This window comes from Acrocarpospora sp. B8E8, from assembly GCF_039871605.1.
GTDB classification, from domain to species: domain Bacteria; phylum Actinomycetota; class Actinomycetes; order Streptosporangiales; family Streptosporangiaceae; genus Acrocarpospora; species Acrocarpospora macrocephala.
Map to the genome: position 1 here is coordinate 24,275 of NZ_JBDPLV010000014.1, position 16,700 is coordinate 40,974.

Genomic DNA, 16,700 nt, shown 5'->3' on the forward strand with positions numbered 1-16,700 from the left:
AGACTCACTGTCCCGGCGGCTCGCGCCGGACGGTCGCGCACCAGGCCGCGATCTCGGTACGCCGTGCCGCGCCCAACTTGGTGAGGATGTGCTCCACATGCGCTGACACCGTCTTCGGCGACAGCACGAGCCGCTCGGCGATCTGCCGATTGGTGAGCCCGGCCGCGACGAGTTGCGACACCTCGAATTCGCGTCCACTGAGTGGATGCCACGGATCCACGGGCCGACCGCCGCCGGACGGGACGGCGAGCCGGTCGGCCGCGTCGACGAGAGTGGTGGCCCCGACTGATTCCGCGCTACCGCGCACCTGGGCCACGAGCCGCGCCGCCTCAGCATGGCGCCGGGCTTTGGCGGCCACGGCCGCCAGGTCGAGCAGCGCCCAGGCGCCCTCCCAGAACCGGCGCCTGACCTGCCACGACTCACTCGCCGCCGCAATCGTCCGCTGCGCCGCGGCTACGTCCCCGCGGGCAAGAAGGAGGAGTCCGCGCGCGTGCTCGACGGCGGGCAGCGTGCCGGGGATGCCACGGGCCGCGAGCACCACGCCGACCCGGTCCGACCAGGCCTGCGCGGCCTCGACGTCGTCGCGCGCCAGGTGCGCCCGTACCCCCGTGAGCAGGTACGGGAACAGATAAGCGGCGTCGGTGACATTCGCCGAAACCTCGTGGCCACGCTCACAGAGCATGAGCGCCGTGTCATGATCGCCCCGGCACCGCGCGGCCTCGGCCAGCCCCCACAGCGGTGGCGACAGCCGCTGCAGCTCGGCCATCCGCTCCCCCTCGGCGAACGCCTCCCCCAGCAACTCGGCGGCGGCGTTCCAGTCACCGCGTCCCATCGCGAGGTAGCCCAGCACGTACTGCGCGGTGATCCTGGTCGTGATGCCGCCACGCCCGTCGGCGAGCGCCTGCTGCGCGGTCATCTTGGCCGTGTCCCACTGACCGGTGGCCCACTGGACATGCGCGAGATGCGACGCCATGTAGTGCCGGTGGTTCCAGAGCTCGACCTTCTCCCCGTAGCGCACGCCTTCCGCGAGCCAGTGCTCCGCGCGGTCGTACTCCACCAGCACGGACGCGCACGATCCGATCATCCGGTATCCGCGCGCCGCCTCCGCCTCCTGATCGGTGTCGCGGGCGCGGGCGATCGCGCCTTCGAGCAGCTCCCAGCCCTGTTCCATCCGGCCCACGAAGACCAGCACCGAGCCGAGCGTCGCCTCGGCGTTGAGCACGGCCTCGTCGTCGCCGATGCGCCGGCTTTCCGCGCGACCGCGCTCACCGTGGACGATGGCCTCGTCCAGGCCGTCGTCCATCAGGAAGGTGGCGGCCATGGCCGAGCGCAGCCTGGCCCGCTCGCGATCCGCGCCAGTCACCCCCTCCAGGCTGTCGAGAGCGCCGCGCAGGGTCCGTACCCGGGCGTCGAGACCGGTGCCGAGCAGGTGCGCGACCGCGACCATGCGCGGCACCAGGGCCGCCGCCGCGCGCACCTCACCCACGCCGGTGGCCAGGTCATGAGCCGTTTTGTACGCCTCGGCGGCGGCCGTGTTGTCGTCAGTGGCCGCCGCCTCGTCGCCGAGCGCGGCGAACAGGTCCGCCCGATCCACCGCCGAGAGCCCGGCGGGCAGGTTGCGCACCGCCCGGCGGAACAGTTCGCGCGCCTCACCGTGAGCCGATATGGACGCGGCCTCACGCGCGGCGATGAGCGCGTGGTGGTACGCGCGTTCGGCGAGTTGTGCCTGCTCGAAATGGGTGGAGATGAACTCGTCGCGATAGCCGCGTTCTGACGCGGTCCGTGCCACGCTCTCGTGGAGGCGGCGCCGTACGGGCAGGTCGGTGTCGGCGTACAAGGTGTCGCGGATCAGCGCGTGCCGGAAGTCGAAGGTGACGGCGTCGGTTCCCGGCATGACCAGGTATGCCTCCCGCAGCTCGCGCAGGGCGTCGGCGACCTCGGCCGGGGCGGCTTCGGTGACCGCGGTCAGCAGGTCGAAGTCGAAGGAGCGGCCGATGACGGCCGCCGCCGACGCCACCTCGCGGGTCCGCGCGGCCAGATGCCGAGCGCGGCTCAGCACCGCGTCGGCCAGCGTGTCGGGCACCGCCGCGGCCAGCACCACCGCGCCGGACTGCGGCGTCAGCGCGTCCTGGTCGATGGCGGCGAAAAACTCCTCCACGTGCAGCGGGATGCCGTTGCTCCGGTCGTGGATCGCCGCCACCACCTGGGCCGGAGCCGGTCGGCCCAGCACCGCGCCGGTCATGGTCGCGATCTGGTCCGGGTTCAGGCGCGGCAGCCGGATCTCCTCGGCGAGCCGCTGCGGCAGCAGGCGGGCTCGCAGGTCGCGCATGGGCAGCTTCGGGTACAGCTCGTCGCTGCGGTACGCGCCCGCGACCAGCATCGGCCTCGACGCGAGCCGGCCGGGCAGGTGGCCGAGCACGTCGAGGCTCAGCTCGTCGGCCCAGTGCAGGTCCTCCAGGATCAGCAGCATCGGGCCGCCCGGCTCGGCCATGACGAGCAGGTCGACCACGTTCTGCACCAGCAGGCGGCGCTGGCGATGCGCGTCGCCGTCGGCCGTGGAGATCGCGCGCAGCCGGGACGACAGGCTGCGGCCGAGGTCGCTCAGCGCGGGCTCGCGGGCCGACGTCAGATCCCCGGCCAGGTCAAGGAGCAGACCCGCGAACGACTGCGCGTCACCGGGGAAGGCCGCCGCGCGTACCACCGTGAAACCCCTCGCCCGGGCACGCCGCGCGATCGCGCCGAGCAGGCGCGTCTTGCCGATGCCCGCCTCACCGGCGACGAACAGCAACTGGCCGGCCCCGGCCGCCGCCTCGGCGAGCCGGCGATCCGCCAGCGCGACGAACTCGTCCCTGCCGACGAGAACGGGCGACTGGACCACACCATGAGCCGGCATTGCGCACCCCCTCCACGTCAGTATCCGGCAACGGCGCAATAGGTCACCTGACCGATGATTCGCACGCTATCCGCATGGAGGCTTGTACCTATGGCGAAGTTCATGGACGTGCACAGCGGATTCGTCGATGTCACGGAAGACCAGTTGCGTGAGGTGCACGAGCGCGCTCTGGCGGTCGAAGCGAGCGAGGGCGTGCGTTTCGAACGCGCGTGGCTCGACCCGGAGGCGGGCAAGGTCTTCTGCCTTTCCTCCGGTCCGTCGAAGGAAGCGGTGCTCCGGGTCCACGACAAGGCCGGACATCCCACGACGGAGATCTACGAGCTGCAGATCGAGCTAGCCGGTCGGGCAGACCAGGTACGGGGCGATGGTGCGGGTAGCTCCCGCCGGATATGAGGAAAACTGAGATGGGCCAACCGACAACCCTCCACGCGGCAATCGAGATCCGGCGCGGGACGTGGGCGATCAACGTGCTCGGGCCGCTCGAGGCGCGGTGCGGGGGCCGCGCCGTCGAGCTGCCCCCACGCCGCAGGGGCCTGCTGGCGCTGCTGGCGCTCAAGGCGGGCAGCATGGTCACGGCCGAGCAGCTGGTGCACGGACTGTGGGGTGAGGACGCGCCGCCCACGGCCATGCGCACGCTGCAGGCGCACATCGCCAAGCTGGGCGCCGCCCTGACCGAGGTCGAAGGAGGGCGGGCGATCCAGCGGCGGGATCCGGGGTACGCGCTGGCCGCGGATGCCGTACGGGTCGATCGGGACTGGTTCGAGGAACTGGCCACGAGCGGCTTGCGCCACAGCGCGGAAGGGCGATACGCCGAAGCGGCGCGGAGTTTCGCCCGCGGCCTGGCGCTGTGGCGCGGGCAGGCGTTGACGGGCTGCCCGGTGCACGGCTGGGCGGTCGCGGAGGCGAACTACCTGGAAGGACTGCGGCTCCAGGCGTACGAGGGCCTGTTCGCCGCCAGGCTGGCCGCGGGCATGCGCGACACGACGGTCAGCGAGGTCGAGCGCCTGGTCGCCGAGCATCCGCTGCGGGAGCGGCTCTGGGAGCTGCTGATCGTCGCGCTGCAGGTGAACGGCCGATCCGGGGACGCGCACCGGACGTATCGGCGGGCCCGCCGCACGCTCATCGACGAGCTCGGCATCGAGCCCGGCGAAGGGCTGCGGCACGTCGTGGCCGGCGTCCTGCGGGGAGTCGCGGATCCGCGGCCGCTGCTTCGCCTGGCGCCGGCGTCAGGCCGTCCGCACGACGGAAGCCGTCGCGCATCCTGAGGTCAGGAGCTCCACCTCCTGGCCCATCGCCCCGGAGAGGCGGCGCAGCAGGCGGTGGACCTCGCGCAGGTCCCAGTCGTAGGAGGCGATGGCGTCGGTGGCGGTGAAGAGGTCGGCGGACAGCTCATCCCGCATGCGCTCGTAGCGGGCGAGCGCCGTCTCGATCGGTTCCGATCCGCCGTGACCGGCGACGATCGATTCGGCGAGCAGCTGCGCGTCCCGCAGGGCCTGCGTGATCCCGTGCGTGCCGAGGGGGTCCTTGAAATAGCCGGCGTCGCCGACGAGCGCCCACCCGGGGCCGTGCGCCGCGCGGATGAGGCCCGGGACGCCCGGCCAGCCGCGTACCGGCCCGGCGGGGACGGCCGAGCGGAGTTCGGCGGACGCGTTCGGGGCGGCCCGGGCGAAGGCGTCGGCGAGCGCCTGCCGGTGGTCCTGCACGCGGGACACGCCGAACAGGCTGGCGGGCATGCCGGCGAACACGCAGGTGGCTCCCCCGTTGGTGGGGATGAGGCCGGCCGCCGCCCCCGGCCGGTAGAACCAGCGGTAGCCCTCGTTCGCCAGGCCGGTCACGTACGAGTACCACACCGCTCCCGCGCTCCCGCCGCGTCTGGTCACGGGCGCGCCCACCACCTCGGCGATGGTCGACCGCAGGCCGTCGGCGCCGACGACCAGCGGCGCGTACGCGTGGAACACGTTCCGCCGTTCCCGGCCGGTGATACCGCACACCCGGCCGAGCCGATCATGATGGACGCCGGTCACGTTGACGCCGAGCGCGATGTGGGCACCGGCCGCGGCGGCCTTGTCGAGGAGCAGGGCGTCCAGCACGGTCCGCCGCGGCGCGTACAGGGCCGGCACTCCCGCCGCGGCTCGAATGGGGACGGTGGCGGCGTGGGTCCCGTAGTCGAAGTGGGTGTGGGTGATCGCCGGCGTCCCGGCCGCGATGATGCTTTCGAGCAGCCCCCACTTGGCCAGCTGCAGCACGCCGGCGCGCATGAGCGCGTGCGTGGACAGGGTGTCGGTCCCGGATTCGGCGCGGTCGACGACCAGGACGCGCAGTCCGGACCGGGCGAGCAGCATCGCCGTGGCGGCTCCCGCGCAGCGGGCACCGACAACCAGTACGTCGTACCGGCCGGCCGATGGAGAGTGCATGGGGAACCCCTTCCGTTCCTCGATCAGTTGGCGGCGACAGGGGAGGCGTCGCTCATGTCGAGGTCTCCTCGAGACGATGTGGCGCGGCCGGACGGCTGCACGCTGAGACATGAATAGCCGGGCCCTGTTGCCGCCGCGTTGCCGCTCAGCAGCCGGCCGCGATGACCACCCCATGTTCGTGTCGGGCCTGCGGGCCCTGCTCGACGCCGAGGCCGACATGACGGTGCTGGCCGTCGCCGACACCGGTCAACCGAACCCCGGTAACGACCTCCCGGACACGACATCACCGACCCGGACAGCCATAAGGGCCTCGACCAACGTTCAACGCTCGAGAAACTCGGGATCGGTGAAGACTGCTGCGAGGGACTCGGTCAGGTTTCCGAGGTGCTCTTGGCGACTCGGTCGGCTGTGCGCTGGAGGTGTTCGCGCATGATCTTGGTGGCGGCCTCGGTGTCGCCTGCTTCGATTGCGTCCACGAAGGCCTGGTGTTCGGTGTTGCCGCGGCGGCCCATCAGTGGAGCCAGTGTTTGAGCCTCTCGCAGGGACATCAGCAGGGGGCCGTGGAAGCTCTGCACCAGCATTTCGATGGCGATGTTGTGGGTGCAGGCGGCGACGCGGACGTGGAACTCGGCGGACAGGGTCATCGAGTACGAGTCGTCCTTCAGCGCCGCGCGCTGGCGGGCGCAGATCTCCTTCAGCGCGGCGATGTCCTCTGCGGTGGCGCGCTCCACCACGAGCGGGACGATGCCGAGTTCGAAGACCATGCGCGCCTCGGTCACCTCGGCCGCGGTGAGCGGGCTGAGCTTGAGCAGGTCGGCGAGGCCCTCGCCGAGGCGGGCGTTGGTCGGCGTGGTCACGAACGCGCCGCCGTGTGCCCCTACCCGGATGTCGACCAGGCCGCCGGCCTCCAGCACCCGCAGTGCCTCGCGGACGGTGACCCGGCTCACCCCGAAGCGGCCGCACAGCTCGCGTTCGCTGGGCAGGCGGTCGCCGGGCTTGAGCTTGCCCTGGCGCATGAGGAGGCGGATCTGGTCGACGATGACCTGGGAGACCCGCGAGAGGCTCACCGGACTGAACAGTTCGGCTCCCGACTCCACGGACCCGAATCGGGAATCCTCATCGCCGGCCATCAGGTCGTCCTCTCGCATCGAGCGCCGCTACCCGCCGCTGTCGATATTGTACGGTGCGATGGGAGTGTGGTCATACCAATAGACTATTCCCCAGTTTGGTCAAAAGGAGGGCGGGGTTGGTGACGTCAACACCAGCGGGACGGCTGCGTCGAACCGTGGCGCTCGCGTGCCGGATCCTCGCCAACGCCGGACTCGCCTCGGACATCCTCGGCCACGTGAGCGTGCGCGCCGGCGCCGACACGCTGCTCATCCGGTGTCGCGGTCCGCGCGAGGAAGGGCTGCTCTTCACCACCGAGCAGGACATCCACCTGGTCGGCCTCGACGGTGGGGACCAGCCGCTCGACGGCTGGTCGGCCCCCGCGGAGCTGCCGATCCACACCGAGGTGCTGAAGGCGCGCCCCGACGTCGACGCGGTCCTGCACGCCCATCCGCCCGGCGTCCTCCTCGCCGGGCTGGGGGACGTCCCGCTGCGCCCCGTCTTCGGGGCCTACAACATCCCGGCCGCCCGGCTCGCCCTCGACGGGGTGCCGGTCTACCCGCGCTCCGTGCTGGTCCGCCGTCCCGAACTGGGCCGCGAGGTGGTCGCGGCGATGGGCTCGGCGCCGGTGTGCGTGCTCAGAGGCCACGGCATCGTCACGGTCGGCTCGGGTGAGCACGCGGTCGAGCAGGCCGTCGTCCGGGCGCTGAATCTGGAGGTGCTCGCCGGGCTCGGCCTCGAGCTGGCCCGGCTGGGACGCCCGGTCGCCGACCTTCCGCCCGAGGACGTGGCGGAGTTGCCCGATCTGGGCAGCGCCTTCAACGACCTGCAGATCTGGCGTCACCAGCTCGCCCGGTTGCGGCTCGCGGGGCTCGGCCTGCCGGAGACAGAAGACTAGGCCGAGCCGGTCGCCCGGGCCCGGCGCAACATCGGTGTCACGGCCGCCGCGGCGGCGCCGACCGAGACGGCGGCGAGCAGCAGCCCGGCGCCCGGGCCCCACCGCTGGCACACCAGCCCGGTGATCGGGCCGCCGATCGGCGTGCTGCCCAGGGAGATGAGGCTGTGCAGCGCGATGACGCGCCCCTGCATCGCGGGCTCGACGCCGATCTGCAGGAGGGTACGGGCGAGCGTGTTGAACACGATGTTCGCGACGCCCAGGCCGACGATCACCGCCAGCGCGGCGGCCAGCCACGGGGTGACCGCGGCGACCGCGCTCACCCCCGCGAACACCCACGTCCAGCGCAGCAGGGACCAGGCCATGACGGACTGGCGGGCGGCGCTGCCCAGCGCGCCGATCACCGCGCCCACGCCGAGCGCGGAGGTGAGCCAGCCGTACACCTCGGCGCCGCCGCCGAAGGTGTCGCGGGCGAGCAGCGGGAAGACCACGCGGAAGTTCTGGCCGAGCAGGGCGACCACCGCCACCAGGACCAGGCAGGCGCACAACTCGGGACGGTGCCAGACGTACCGGAGCCCTTCCCTGGCCTGGCCCCGGGCCCTGGCCACCGGCGGGAGCCGGCGTAACGCCGTGGGGTCCATCCGGGCCAGCCCGAGCAGCACCCCGGCGAAGGACAGCGCGTTGACCGCGAAGGCGATGCCGACGTCGACGGCGGCGATGAGCAGACCGGCGATCGCCGGGCCGACGAGACGGCCGACGTTGTGCACCGTCGAGTTCAGCGACTGGGCGTTGATGTAGTCCTCCGGGCCGACCATGTCGGTCACGAACGCGTGCCGCGCCGGGGTGTCGAGCACGGTGACCAGCCCCAGGCCGAGCGCCAGGGCGTACACCATCCAGAGCCGCACGCTGCCGGTCAGCACGACCGCGGCGAGGGCGGCGGCGAGCAGGGCGCTCACCGTCTGGGTCAGCATGATGATGCGGCGCCGGTCCCACCGGTCGACGAGGACGCCGCCCCACAGCCCGAAGACGAGCGTCGGCAGGAACTGCAGCGACGTCGAGATGCCCAGGGCCACCGCCGAGTCGGAGAGCTCGAGCACCAGCCAGTCCTGGGCGACGCGCTGCATCCAGGTGCCCGCGACGCTGATCGCGTGCCCGGCGAAGTAGAGGCGGTAGTTCCGGATGGCGAGGGACCGGAACACCCGTTGCCCGGCGGCACGCGCGCGCACGGCGAGACCGGCGCTCAGTCGACGCAACGAGCAACCCTCCCAGATTGGACGAATGGTATTACATTTCTACCACACGTGAATCACCACGATCAGGAGGAAAATCATGGGAGTTGCGGTGATCGGCCTCGGGGCGATGGGGCTGCCCGTCGCGCGGCACCTGCTCGCCGCCGGCGTGCGGGTGACGGTGCGCGATCTCGACCCGGCGGCGGTCCGGGCCGCGCGGGAGCACGGCGCCCACCCCGCCGCCGGCGACGCCGAGGCCGCCAAGGACGCCGACGCCGTGGCCGTCTTCGTGCCGACCGACGCGGACGTCCTGGAGGTCTGCCTCGGTTCCTCGGGCGTGCTGGCCGGCGCCCGCGCGGGCGCCGTCGTCCTGCTGTGCTCGTCGGTACGGCCCGAGACGTGCCGGCAGGTCGCGGCGGACGCGCCGGCGGGCGTGGACGTGCTCGACGCGGCGCTCACCGGCGGGGTACGCGGCGCGGAGGCGGGCGAGATCAACCTGCTCGTCGGAGGCGACCCCGCCGCCCTGGAGCGCGTGCGCCCGCTGCTCGCCCCGTGGACCGCCGCGGTCCACCACCTTGGCCCCCTCGGCTCCGGGCAGGTCGGCAAGACCGCGAACAACCTGGTGCACTGGGCGCAGATCTGCGCGGTCACCGAGGCGCTGGAGCTGGCGCGCCGCGCCGGAGTCGACGTCCGCGTGCTGCGCCGGGCGCTGATGGACGGGCCGACCGACTCCCGGACGCTGCGGGAGCTGGAGCAGATGCGCCTGACCTGGCACGCCAAGGATCTCGCCAACACGGCCACGCTCGCCGCCGAGGTCGGCTTCGAGATTCCGGTCGCCGAGACGGCGCAGCGGATGATGACCGCCATCGGCGTGGGTGATGTCGCGCGGCTGCTGGGTAACGGGCCGCTCTACCAGTCATAACGGGCGTAACATTCACGTAACAGTATGGACCATAGGTTAGACCTTTAGCCCCAACAGGGATCTACTCATCGTCAATACGGCGTTCTGGAGGAAAAAAGTGCGTGACGAATACCTGAAAGGCGTCCTGTCGAGCGAGAAGAAGAACCGCGACGCGTCCGAGATCGCGGCGCGGGACGAGTTCAACAAGCGACACCCCCCGATCAAGGGCCTCGTCGTCCCGCACGACCTGCGGAAGATGGATCTGCCGGAACGGCCGTGGCGCAACAACCGTGGCCAGTGGTTCGACCTGGCCGACTACGAGGTGCTCAACGCGCACCTCGCGGAGCTCAAGCCGGGCAGCGCCTCGGTGCGCCACCGGCACACCACGGAGGCCTACCTCTACATCGTCAAAGGCAGCGGCTACTCGCTCCTGAACTACGATGACGACCCGGTCGAGGTGGTCGAGTGGTCGGAGGGAACCCTCTTCGCGCCGCCGCGGTGGGCCTGGCACCAGCACTTCAACCTCGACGAGAACGACACCTCACGGTACCTCGCGATCCAGGACACCGGTCTGCTGCGCACCATGCGGCTGCACAACATCGAGCGCCACTCGGTCCAGCTCACCAAGGAGCAGGGGTTCGAACTCCTGCGGGCCGCGATCGACAGCGGGACCGTCCACGGCGGGCACCAGGGTCGCGAGGCCGACTCGATCGTCGAGCCGGTCAGCGACCCGCACACCAGCTGACCACCGCTCATCTCTCGGGGGCACATGAACCACGCCATCACCGCGCCGGCGGACACCGGCCCGGTGAGCACTGCAGGAGCTGCATATGCGACACCCCTCGATCCTTCCCGCGGTCGCCGCGATGGCGACCGCGCTCGTCCTCACGGCCTGCGGTGCGTCCCCGACCGCGACCGGCACCACTGACACCAACGCGAAAGACGCGGCCGCCGCCAAGGCGCAGGCGGTCTACGACCGCATCAACGGTCTCACCGGCGAGGAGCGCCACAAGACGCTGGTCGAGCTCGCCGAGAAGGAGGGCAAGCTCTCCATCTACACCTCCAACACCGACATGGACAGTCTGGTCGAGGGGTTCGAGAACACCTACAAGATCGACGTCAGCGTGTACCGCGGCAACTCGGAGTCGGTGCTGCAGCGCGTCCTGCAGGAGCAGCAGGCGAACTACTTCGGCAACGACTTCATCGACACCAACGCCGGTGAACTCAACATCATGAACAAGGAAGGCTTCTTCTACCCGTACCAGGGTGAGCTTCGCGAGGCGGTCCGCAAGGAGGGCAAGGCCGAGGGCTGGACGGCGTCGCGGTTCAACGCCTTCGTCGTCGGCTGGAACACCACCAAGGTCAAGCCGGGCGAGGAGCCCAAGACCATCGAGGATCTGGCCGATCCGAAGTGGAAGGGCCAGGTCTCCATGGAGGTCGGGGACGTGGACTGGTTCGCCGGTCTGTACAGCTACTTCCTGCAGCAGGGCAAGTCCGAGGCCGAGGTGCGCGACCTGTTCACCCGGATCGCCGCCAATTCGAAGATCGCCAAGGGGCACACCACGCAGGGCGAGTTGTTGTCGGCCGGGCAGTTCGGGATCACGGTGTCCTCCTACAGCCACACCGTCGACAAGGCCGCCGACAAGGGCGCGCCCGTCAGCTGGCATCCGGCGGCCGGCGGCCCGGTCCAGCCGATCATCGTCCGGCCCAACGGCGTGGCGCTGATGAAGACCGCGACCAGCCCGGCGGCGGCGATGCTCTTCATCGACTGGGAGCTCACCGAGGGGCAGAAGATCCTCGCCGAGGCCTTCCGGGTGGGCTCGATCCCCGGTGCCACGGATCCGTTCGCCGATCTCGCCGTGGTCCCCGTACCGGAGCAGGAACTGCTCGCCGACCCGAAGAAGTGGGACGACCTCTACGCCCAGATCCTCAGCGCGGGACAGGAAGTGCAATGAACGCGAACCGGACACGGGTCGCCCTCGCCGGGCTCGTCCTGACGGTGGCGGCGACCGGCTGCGGTTCGTCCCCGACCGCAAGTACCGGCGCCAGCGGCGCCAGCGGACCCAGCGCAGCCGAGAAGCTGTACGCGGAAATAGGCCCGCTCTCCGGTCAAGCCCGGCGCGACAAGCTCGTCGAGCTGGCCGAGAAGGAGGGCACCCTCGACCTGTACACGTCGATGACGAGCGACGTCGCCACCGTGGTCACCGACGCGTTCGCCGACACCTACGACGTCGAGATCAACCTGTACCGGGCCGGTTCCGAGACCGTCCTGCAGCGGATCCTGCAGGAGCGCGGCGCCGGTTACCAGGGCAACGACATGGTGGAGACGAACGCGAACGAGCTCTTCGCGCTCAACAAGGAAGGGCTGCTCGGCACGTACGCGGGCGAGCGCCGGGACCTGGTGCCGGAGGCGGGCCGGTTCGACGGCTGGACCGCGACCCGCTTCAACCTGTTCGCGCCAAGCTGGAACACCACCCTGGTACCCGCCGGGCAGCAGCCCAAGACCTGGGAGGAGCTGGCCGACCCGAAGTGGGACGGCAAGCTCTCGATGGAACTCGCCGACTACGACTGGTACCTGACGCTCTACACCTACTGGCAACAGCAGGGGAAGTCCGCGGCGGACATCGACAAGATCTTCGCCGACATGGCGAACGGCGCGAAGATCGTCAAGGGGCACACGGTGCAGGGCGAGCTGCTGTCGGCCGGCCAGTTCTCCGTGGTCGCCTCCAACTACTCCTACATCGTGCAGCGCGCCAAGACCAAGGGCGCTCCGGTCGACTACCTGCCGTTCGTCGAGCCGATCGTCGCCCGCCCCAACGGCTTCGGCCTGATGAAGAGCGCCAAGCATCCGGCGGCGGCGATGCTGTTCGCGGACTGGATGCTGCAGGAGGGCCAGAAGCTGCTCGTGGACGAGGGGCTCACCCCGGCCATCGTCGAGGGCGACGACCCGCTCAAGCAGCTGAAGATCATCCCGATCGACGTCAAGACGCTCGTCGAGAAGGGCCCGGAGTGGAGCCAGCGGTACGAGAAGGTCGTCGCCGGCGGCGAGGTGCTGTCCGAATAGCCCGTGCGGGCGCCGGCCCGGCGCCCGCACCGCCATCACGCGTCCCCACGTCCGTACGTCCCAAGGAGAGAGGTATGTCGACCGCATCCCCCGTCGTGACCGCCAACCGGTCGGCGCCGCTCACCCCGCGACGCCGGTGGTGGCCGACCCCGAAACTGATCATCATCATCGCGGTCGCGGGCGCCATCGGCTACCTCGCCCTCGTGCCCCTCTACTACCTGCTCTGGGGCACCTTCTTCGACGCCTCGGGCTTCACCCTCGGCGGGTTCGCCACCGCGTACGGCGACTCCCGGATCGGCAGCCTGATCGGCAACTCGCTCTGGTTCGCGGCCGGCTCCGCGGTGCTCTCCCTCGTGGTCGGCACCAGCCTGGCCTACCTCAACGTCCGGACCGACGTGCCGTTCAAGGCGCTGTTCTTCGCCGCGTCGATCATCCCCCTGATCATTCCGGGGATCCTGTACACCATCTCGTGGATCTTCCTCGCCAGCCCCGACATCGGCCTCATCAACAAGGCCCTCGAACCGGTCTTCGGCCCCGCCGCCGTCGACGTCTTCACCATCTGGGGCATGATCTGGGTCGAGGGGCTGCACCTGTCCCCCATCGTCTTCCTGCTGATGGTCGCCGCGTTCCGCTCCATGGACCCGTCGCTGGAGGAGTCGGCGCTGATGTGCGGCGCGAGCCGCCTGCAGGTGTTCCGGAAGATCACCGTGCCGCTGACCCGCCCGGCCATCGTCGCGGCCGTGCTCGTCATGGCGGTGCGCAGCCTGGAGAGCTTCGAGGTGCCGGCGCTGCTCGGCCTGCAGAACGGCATCTACGTCTTCACCAGCCGGATCTACTTCGTACTCCGCAGCTACCCGCCGGACCTCGCCGCCGCCGGCGCCCTGGCGCTCGGCCTGCTGGTCCTGGCCGTGCTCGGCGTGGCCATCTCCAACCTGGTCGGGCGGGCCGGGAAGAGCTTCCAGACCGTGACCGGCAAGGGCTTCCGCCCGCGCCCGATGGAGCTCGGCAGGTGGCGCCCGGTGATGGGCGCGGCGATCGTCTGCTACTTCCTGCTGACCGTCGTGGCGCCGCTGGTCGTGCTCCTGTACACCTCGCTGCTCAAGTTCTACCAGGCGCCGTCGATGGCGGCGCTGCGGTCGATGTCGCTGGACAACTACGTCGAATTGCTGGGCCTGTCGCAGGCGGCCACCGCGCTGCGGAACTCGCTGTTCCTCGGGGTCGCGACCGCGACGCTGGTGATGGCCGTGATGGCGATCGCCGCCTGGATCACGGTGCGCTCCCGCATCCCCGGGCGCCAGCTGATCGACCAGTTCGCGTTCGTCCCGCTGGTCATCCCCGGCCTGGTGCTCGGTCTCGCGCTGTCCTTCGTATACCTGCGCAGCCCGATTCCGATCTACGGCACCATTTTCATCCTGCTCATCGCGTACGTCACCCGGTACATGCCGTACGGCATGCGCTACTCGGTCACCTCAATGCAACAGATCGCCACCGAACTCGAGGAGTCGGCGCAGGTCAGCGGTGCCAGCTGGTGGCAGACCTTCCGGCGGGTGCTGCTCCCGCTGCTCGCGCCCGGCCTGCTGGCCGGCTGGATCTACATCCTCGTGGTCTCGTTCCGCGAGCTGTCCAGCTCGATCCTGCTCTACAGCCCCGGCAACGAGGTCCTGTCCATCCTCATCTTCGAACAGTACGAGAACGGCCAGTTCACCGTGCTCGCCGCGCTCGGCGTGGTGATGGTCCTGACGCTGGTCGTGCTCGTCACGGTGGCATACAAGCTCGGCGCCAAGGTCGGCTTGCGGGAGAACTAGGCCCGGCGGGCCACGATCAGGAGGACACGATGCTTCGCGTCGAGAATCTCGTCAAATCGTTCGACGGCGAACGTCGCCGCCGCCGCGCGGCGGCCACCGGCGCCACCGACCGCGTCTTCGCCGTCAACGACGTCAGCTTCACCGTGCCCGAGGGCGACATGTTCACCCTGCTCGGGCCGTCCGGATGCGGCAAGACGACCACCCTGCGGTCGATCGCCGGGCTGGAACGGCCGGATTCCGGGACCATCGAGGTCGGCGGCCGGGCGCTGTTCCGATCCCTGGAGGGCCAGCGGGTGCTCAGCGTGTCCGCGAACGAGCGCGGGCTCGGCATGGTCTTCCAGTCCTACGCGATCTGGCCGCACATGTCGGTCTTCGACAACGTCGCCTTCCCCCTGCAGGTACGCCGGCGCGGGCAGCGCCCCAGCAAGCGGGAGATCGCCGAACGCGTCGGCCGGGTGCTCGCCACGATGGAGCTCGACGCGCTCGCCGGCCGGCAGGCGACGAAGCTCTCCGGCGGCCAGCAGCAGCGCCTCGCCCTGGCCCGGGCGCTGGTCATCGAGCCGCCGCTGCTGCTGCTGGACGAGCCGCTGTCCAACCTGGACGCCAAGCTGCGGGAGTCGCTGCGCTACGAGCTCAAGCGGCTGCAACGCGAGCTCGGCATCACCTCCGTCTACGTGACCCACGACCAGACCGAGGCGCTGGTGCTGAGCAGCTCGGTCGCGGTGATGCGGGACGGCAACATCATCCAGCTGGGCAAGCCACGGGAGATCTACCAGAAGCCGAACAGCAGGTTCGTCGCCGAGTTCATCGGCACCTCGAACTTCATCCCGGCCAAGGTCGAGGCCCGGGACGGCGAACGGTACACGGTGAACGCCCTGGACGGTCCGCTGGCGCTGAACTCGACCGCGGACATCGCCGTCGGCGCCGACGTCATCGTCTCCATCCGGCCGGAGGCGGTCGAGGTCGGCACCGTCCCGCGTACCGGGGAGGCCCTCAACGAGTGGAAGGGCACCGTGCTGACCCGCGCCTTCCTCGGCGAGGCCGTCGACCACGTGGTGCGCGTGGGCGAGCGCGAGATCCGGGCGCGCGGGAACCCGTCGGTGTCCATCCGGCCGGGCACCGACGTCTTCGTGCGGCTGGACCCCGACCAACTGTCGCTGGTGCCGGTTGACTGAACGCTCCGTCCTCCGCAACCGCGACTTCACCCTCTACTGGGCCGGGGTCGTCGCCTCCCAGATCGGCACCCGCGGCACCGTGGCCGCCAACTTCTACCACGTGTACCAGCTGACCGGGTCCATCGCGTACACCGGGCTGGTCGGCGCGGCGCAGGCGGTCGCGCTGCTGGTGCTCAGCCCGCTCGGCGGCGCGCTGGCCGACCGGGTCGACCGGCGCAGGCTGCTGCAGGCGGCGCAGGGGGTGGCGCTCGTGGTGGCCGCCGCGCTGGCCTGGCTGACCCTGACCGGTCGCGTCCAAGCCTGGCAGGTCGTCGCCTCCGTGGTGCTCACCACCGCCGCCGCGACGTTCGACCAGCCGGCCCGGCAGGCGCTCATCCCGGCCCTGGTCCCCCGGGCCCAGATCGGCCAGGCGATCGCGCTGCTGAATCCGTCGCGGGAACTGGCGATCCTGGTCGGGCCGCTGCTGGCCGGGATGCTGATCACCGTCGCCGGTCCCGGGCTCATGTACGCCGTCGACGCGGCCACCTACGGCCTGCTCGTCGCGGTGCTCGGCGTCATGCGGATCGCCGGCCTGACGCCGCGCGGGGAGCGGCGCTCGGTGCTGCACTCCATCGCGGAGGGCGCCCGGTACATCCGGCACCGCCCGCTCATCTACAAGCTCATGGCGCTGGACCTGTCCGCCACCGTGTTCAGCGCCTACCGGGTCCTGCTCCCGGCCCTCGCCGTCGACGTCCTGCAGGTCGGCTCCACCGGGTACGGCGTGCTGTCTGCCGCCCCCTCGGCCGGGGCCCTGCTCGCCACGTACTCCGTCTACCGGACCGTCCAGCGCAGCAGCAGGCAGGGCGCGGTGCTGCTCGTCGCCACCGCGCTCTACGGCGTGTCGGCGCTGCTGCTGGCGCACGCGCCGCTGTACTGGACGGCGGTCGTGGCGGCCGGGCTGCTCGGCGCCTGCGACGCGATGGCCACCACCATCCGGCACGCCGCCGTGCAGATCGACACGCCGGACGAGATCCGCGGCCGGGTCACCGCCTTCTACCAGATGTCCTCCCGCGGCGGCCCGGCCATCGGGGACGTCGTCGTCGGCGCGTTCGCCGGGCTGGTCGGCCCGGTCGCCGCGCTCACCGTCGGAGCCTTCGGCCCGATCCTGGTGGCCGCGGCGTTCTGGACGCGGGAACCCGTGGTGCGCTCCTACACCGGCGGCGTCGCCGAGGAGTGAG

14 protein-coding genes are annotated in these 16,700 nt (G+C 70.9%); 10 read left to right on the forward strand and 4 right to left on the reverse strand.

From position 1 onward, the window contains the following. Window positions 1-4: 4 nt before the first annotated feature. Window positions 5-2,893, reverse strand: a complete 2,889-nt coding sequence (locus ABGB08_RS15880; RefSeq protein ID WP_347590883.1) for a BREX system ATP-binding domain-containing protein — start codon at window positions 2,891-2,893, stop codon at window positions 5-7. A 90-nt stretch (window positions 2,894-2,983) separates the two neighbouring features. On the opposite strand from ABGB08_RS15880, the gene ABGB08_RS15885 reads away from it, so the two are divergent. Together ABGB08_RS15885 and ABGB08_RS15890 are read left to right on the forward strand one after the other, a co-directional pair. Next, entirely contained in the window at window positions 2,984-3,286 is a 303-nt protein-coding gene (locus tag ABGB08_RS15885) for a nickel-binding protein (protein WP_155352758.1), read from the forward strand. An 11-nt stretch (window positions 3,287-3,297) separates the two neighbouring features. Continuing rightward, window positions 3,298-4,158: an AfsR/SARP family transcriptional regulator gene (locus ABGB08_RS15890; RefSeq protein ID WP_347590885.1), complete on the forward strand. Its 861-nt coding sequence runs from the start codon at window positions 3,298-3,300 to the stop codon at window positions 4,156-4,158. On the opposite strand, the gene ABGB08_RS15895 is transcribed toward ABGB08_RS15890, so the two are convergent. Together ABGB08_RS15895 and ABGB08_RS15900 are read right to left on the reverse strand one after the other, a co-directional pair. Then, window positions 4,120-5,307: an FAD-dependent monooxygenase gene (locus tag ABGB08_RS15895; RefSeq protein ID WP_347590887.1), complete on the reverse strand. Its 1,188-nt coding sequence runs from the start codon at window positions 5,305-5,307 to the stop codon at window positions 4,120-4,122. The two genes, ABGB08_RS15890 and ABGB08_RS15895, sit on opposite strands and share 39 nt — an antisense overlap. A 371-nt stretch (window positions 5,308-5,678) precedes the next feature. Then, entirely contained in the window at window positions 5,679-6,455 is a 777-nt protein-coding gene (locus ABGB08_RS15900) for a FadR/GntR family transcriptional regulator (RefSeq protein ID WP_347590889.1), read from the reverse strand. A gap of 101 nt (window positions 6,456-6,556) precedes the next feature. On the opposite strand from ABGB08_RS15900, the gene ABGB08_RS15905 reads away from it, so the two are divergent. Further along, window positions 6,557-7,312: a class II aldolase/adducin family protein gene (locus ABGB08_RS15905; RefSeq protein WP_347590891.1), complete on the forward strand. Its 756-nt coding sequence runs from the start codon at window positions 6,557-6,559 to the stop codon at window positions 7,310-7,312. On the opposite strand, the gene ABGB08_RS15910 is transcribed toward ABGB08_RS15905, so the two are convergent. Beyond that, window positions 7,309-8,562: an MFS transporter gene (locus tag ABGB08_RS15910; RefSeq protein ID WP_347590893.1), complete on the reverse strand. Its 1,254-nt coding sequence runs from the start codon at window positions 8,560-8,562 to the stop codon at window positions 7,309-7,311. The two genes, ABGB08_RS15905 and ABGB08_RS15910, sit on opposite strands and share 4 nt — an antisense overlap. A 76-nt stretch (window positions 8,563-8,638) precedes the next feature. Here ABGB08_RS15910 and ABGB08_RS15915 point away from each other — a divergent pair, with 76 nt between their 5' ends. The 7 genes from ABGB08_RS15915 to ABGB08_RS15945 all read left to right on the forward strand — a co-directional run bounded on the left by ABGB08_RS15915 (window position 8,639) and on the right by ABGB08_RS15945 (window position 16,699). Beyond that, on the forward strand, window positions 8,639-9,460 hold the full coding sequence (locus tag ABGB08_RS15915) for an NAD(P)-dependent oxidoreductase (protein WP_347590895.1): 822 nt from the start codon (window positions 8,639-8,641) through the stop codon (window positions 9,458-9,460). Window positions 9,461-9,557: 97 nt separating this feature from the next. Further along, window positions 9,558-10,184, forward strand: a complete 627-nt coding sequence (locus tag ABGB08_RS15920; protein ID WP_347590897.1) for a cupin domain-containing protein — start codon at window positions 9,558-9,560, stop codon at window positions 10,182-10,184. Between the two features lie 85 nt (window positions 10,185-10,269). After that, window positions 10,270-11,394: an ABC transporter substrate-binding protein gene (locus ABGB08_RS15925; RefSeq protein WP_347590899.1), complete on the forward strand. Its 1,125-nt coding sequence runs from the start codon at window positions 10,270-10,272 to the stop codon at window positions 11,392-11,394. Further along, a complete protein-coding gene (locus ABGB08_RS15930) occupies window positions 11,391-12,503 on the forward strand; it encodes an extracellular solute-binding protein (protein WP_347590901.1) in 1,113 nt (370 codons plus the stop codon). The genes ABGB08_RS15925 and ABGB08_RS15930 overlap by 4 nt, the downstream gene beginning before the upstream one ends. Before the next feature lie 74 nt (window positions 12,504-12,577). Continuing rightward, window positions 12,578-14,308 carry an iron ABC transporter permease gene (locus ABGB08_RS15935; protein WP_347590903.1) on the forward strand — a complete coding sequence of 577 codons (1,731 nt, stop codon included), beginning with the start codon at window positions 12,578-12,580 and terminating at the stop codon, window positions 14,306-14,308. A gap of 29 nt (window positions 14,309-14,337) precedes the next feature. After that, window positions 14,338-15,483: an ABC transporter ATP-binding protein gene (locus tag ABGB08_RS15940; RefSeq protein WP_347590905.1), complete on the forward strand. Its 1,146-nt coding sequence runs from the start codon at window positions 14,338-14,340 to the stop codon at window positions 15,481-15,483. Continuing rightward, the gene (locus ABGB08_RS15945; RefSeq protein WP_347590907.1) at window positions 15,476-16,699 is read left to right on the forward strand and encodes an MFS transporter; all 1,224 of its coding nucleotides are present in this window, start codon (window positions 15,476-15,478) and stop codon (window positions 16,697-16,699) included. Before ABGB08_RS15940 ends, ABGB08_RS15945 begins: the two co-directional genes overlap by 8 nt. Window position 16,700: the final 1 nt, after the last annotated feature.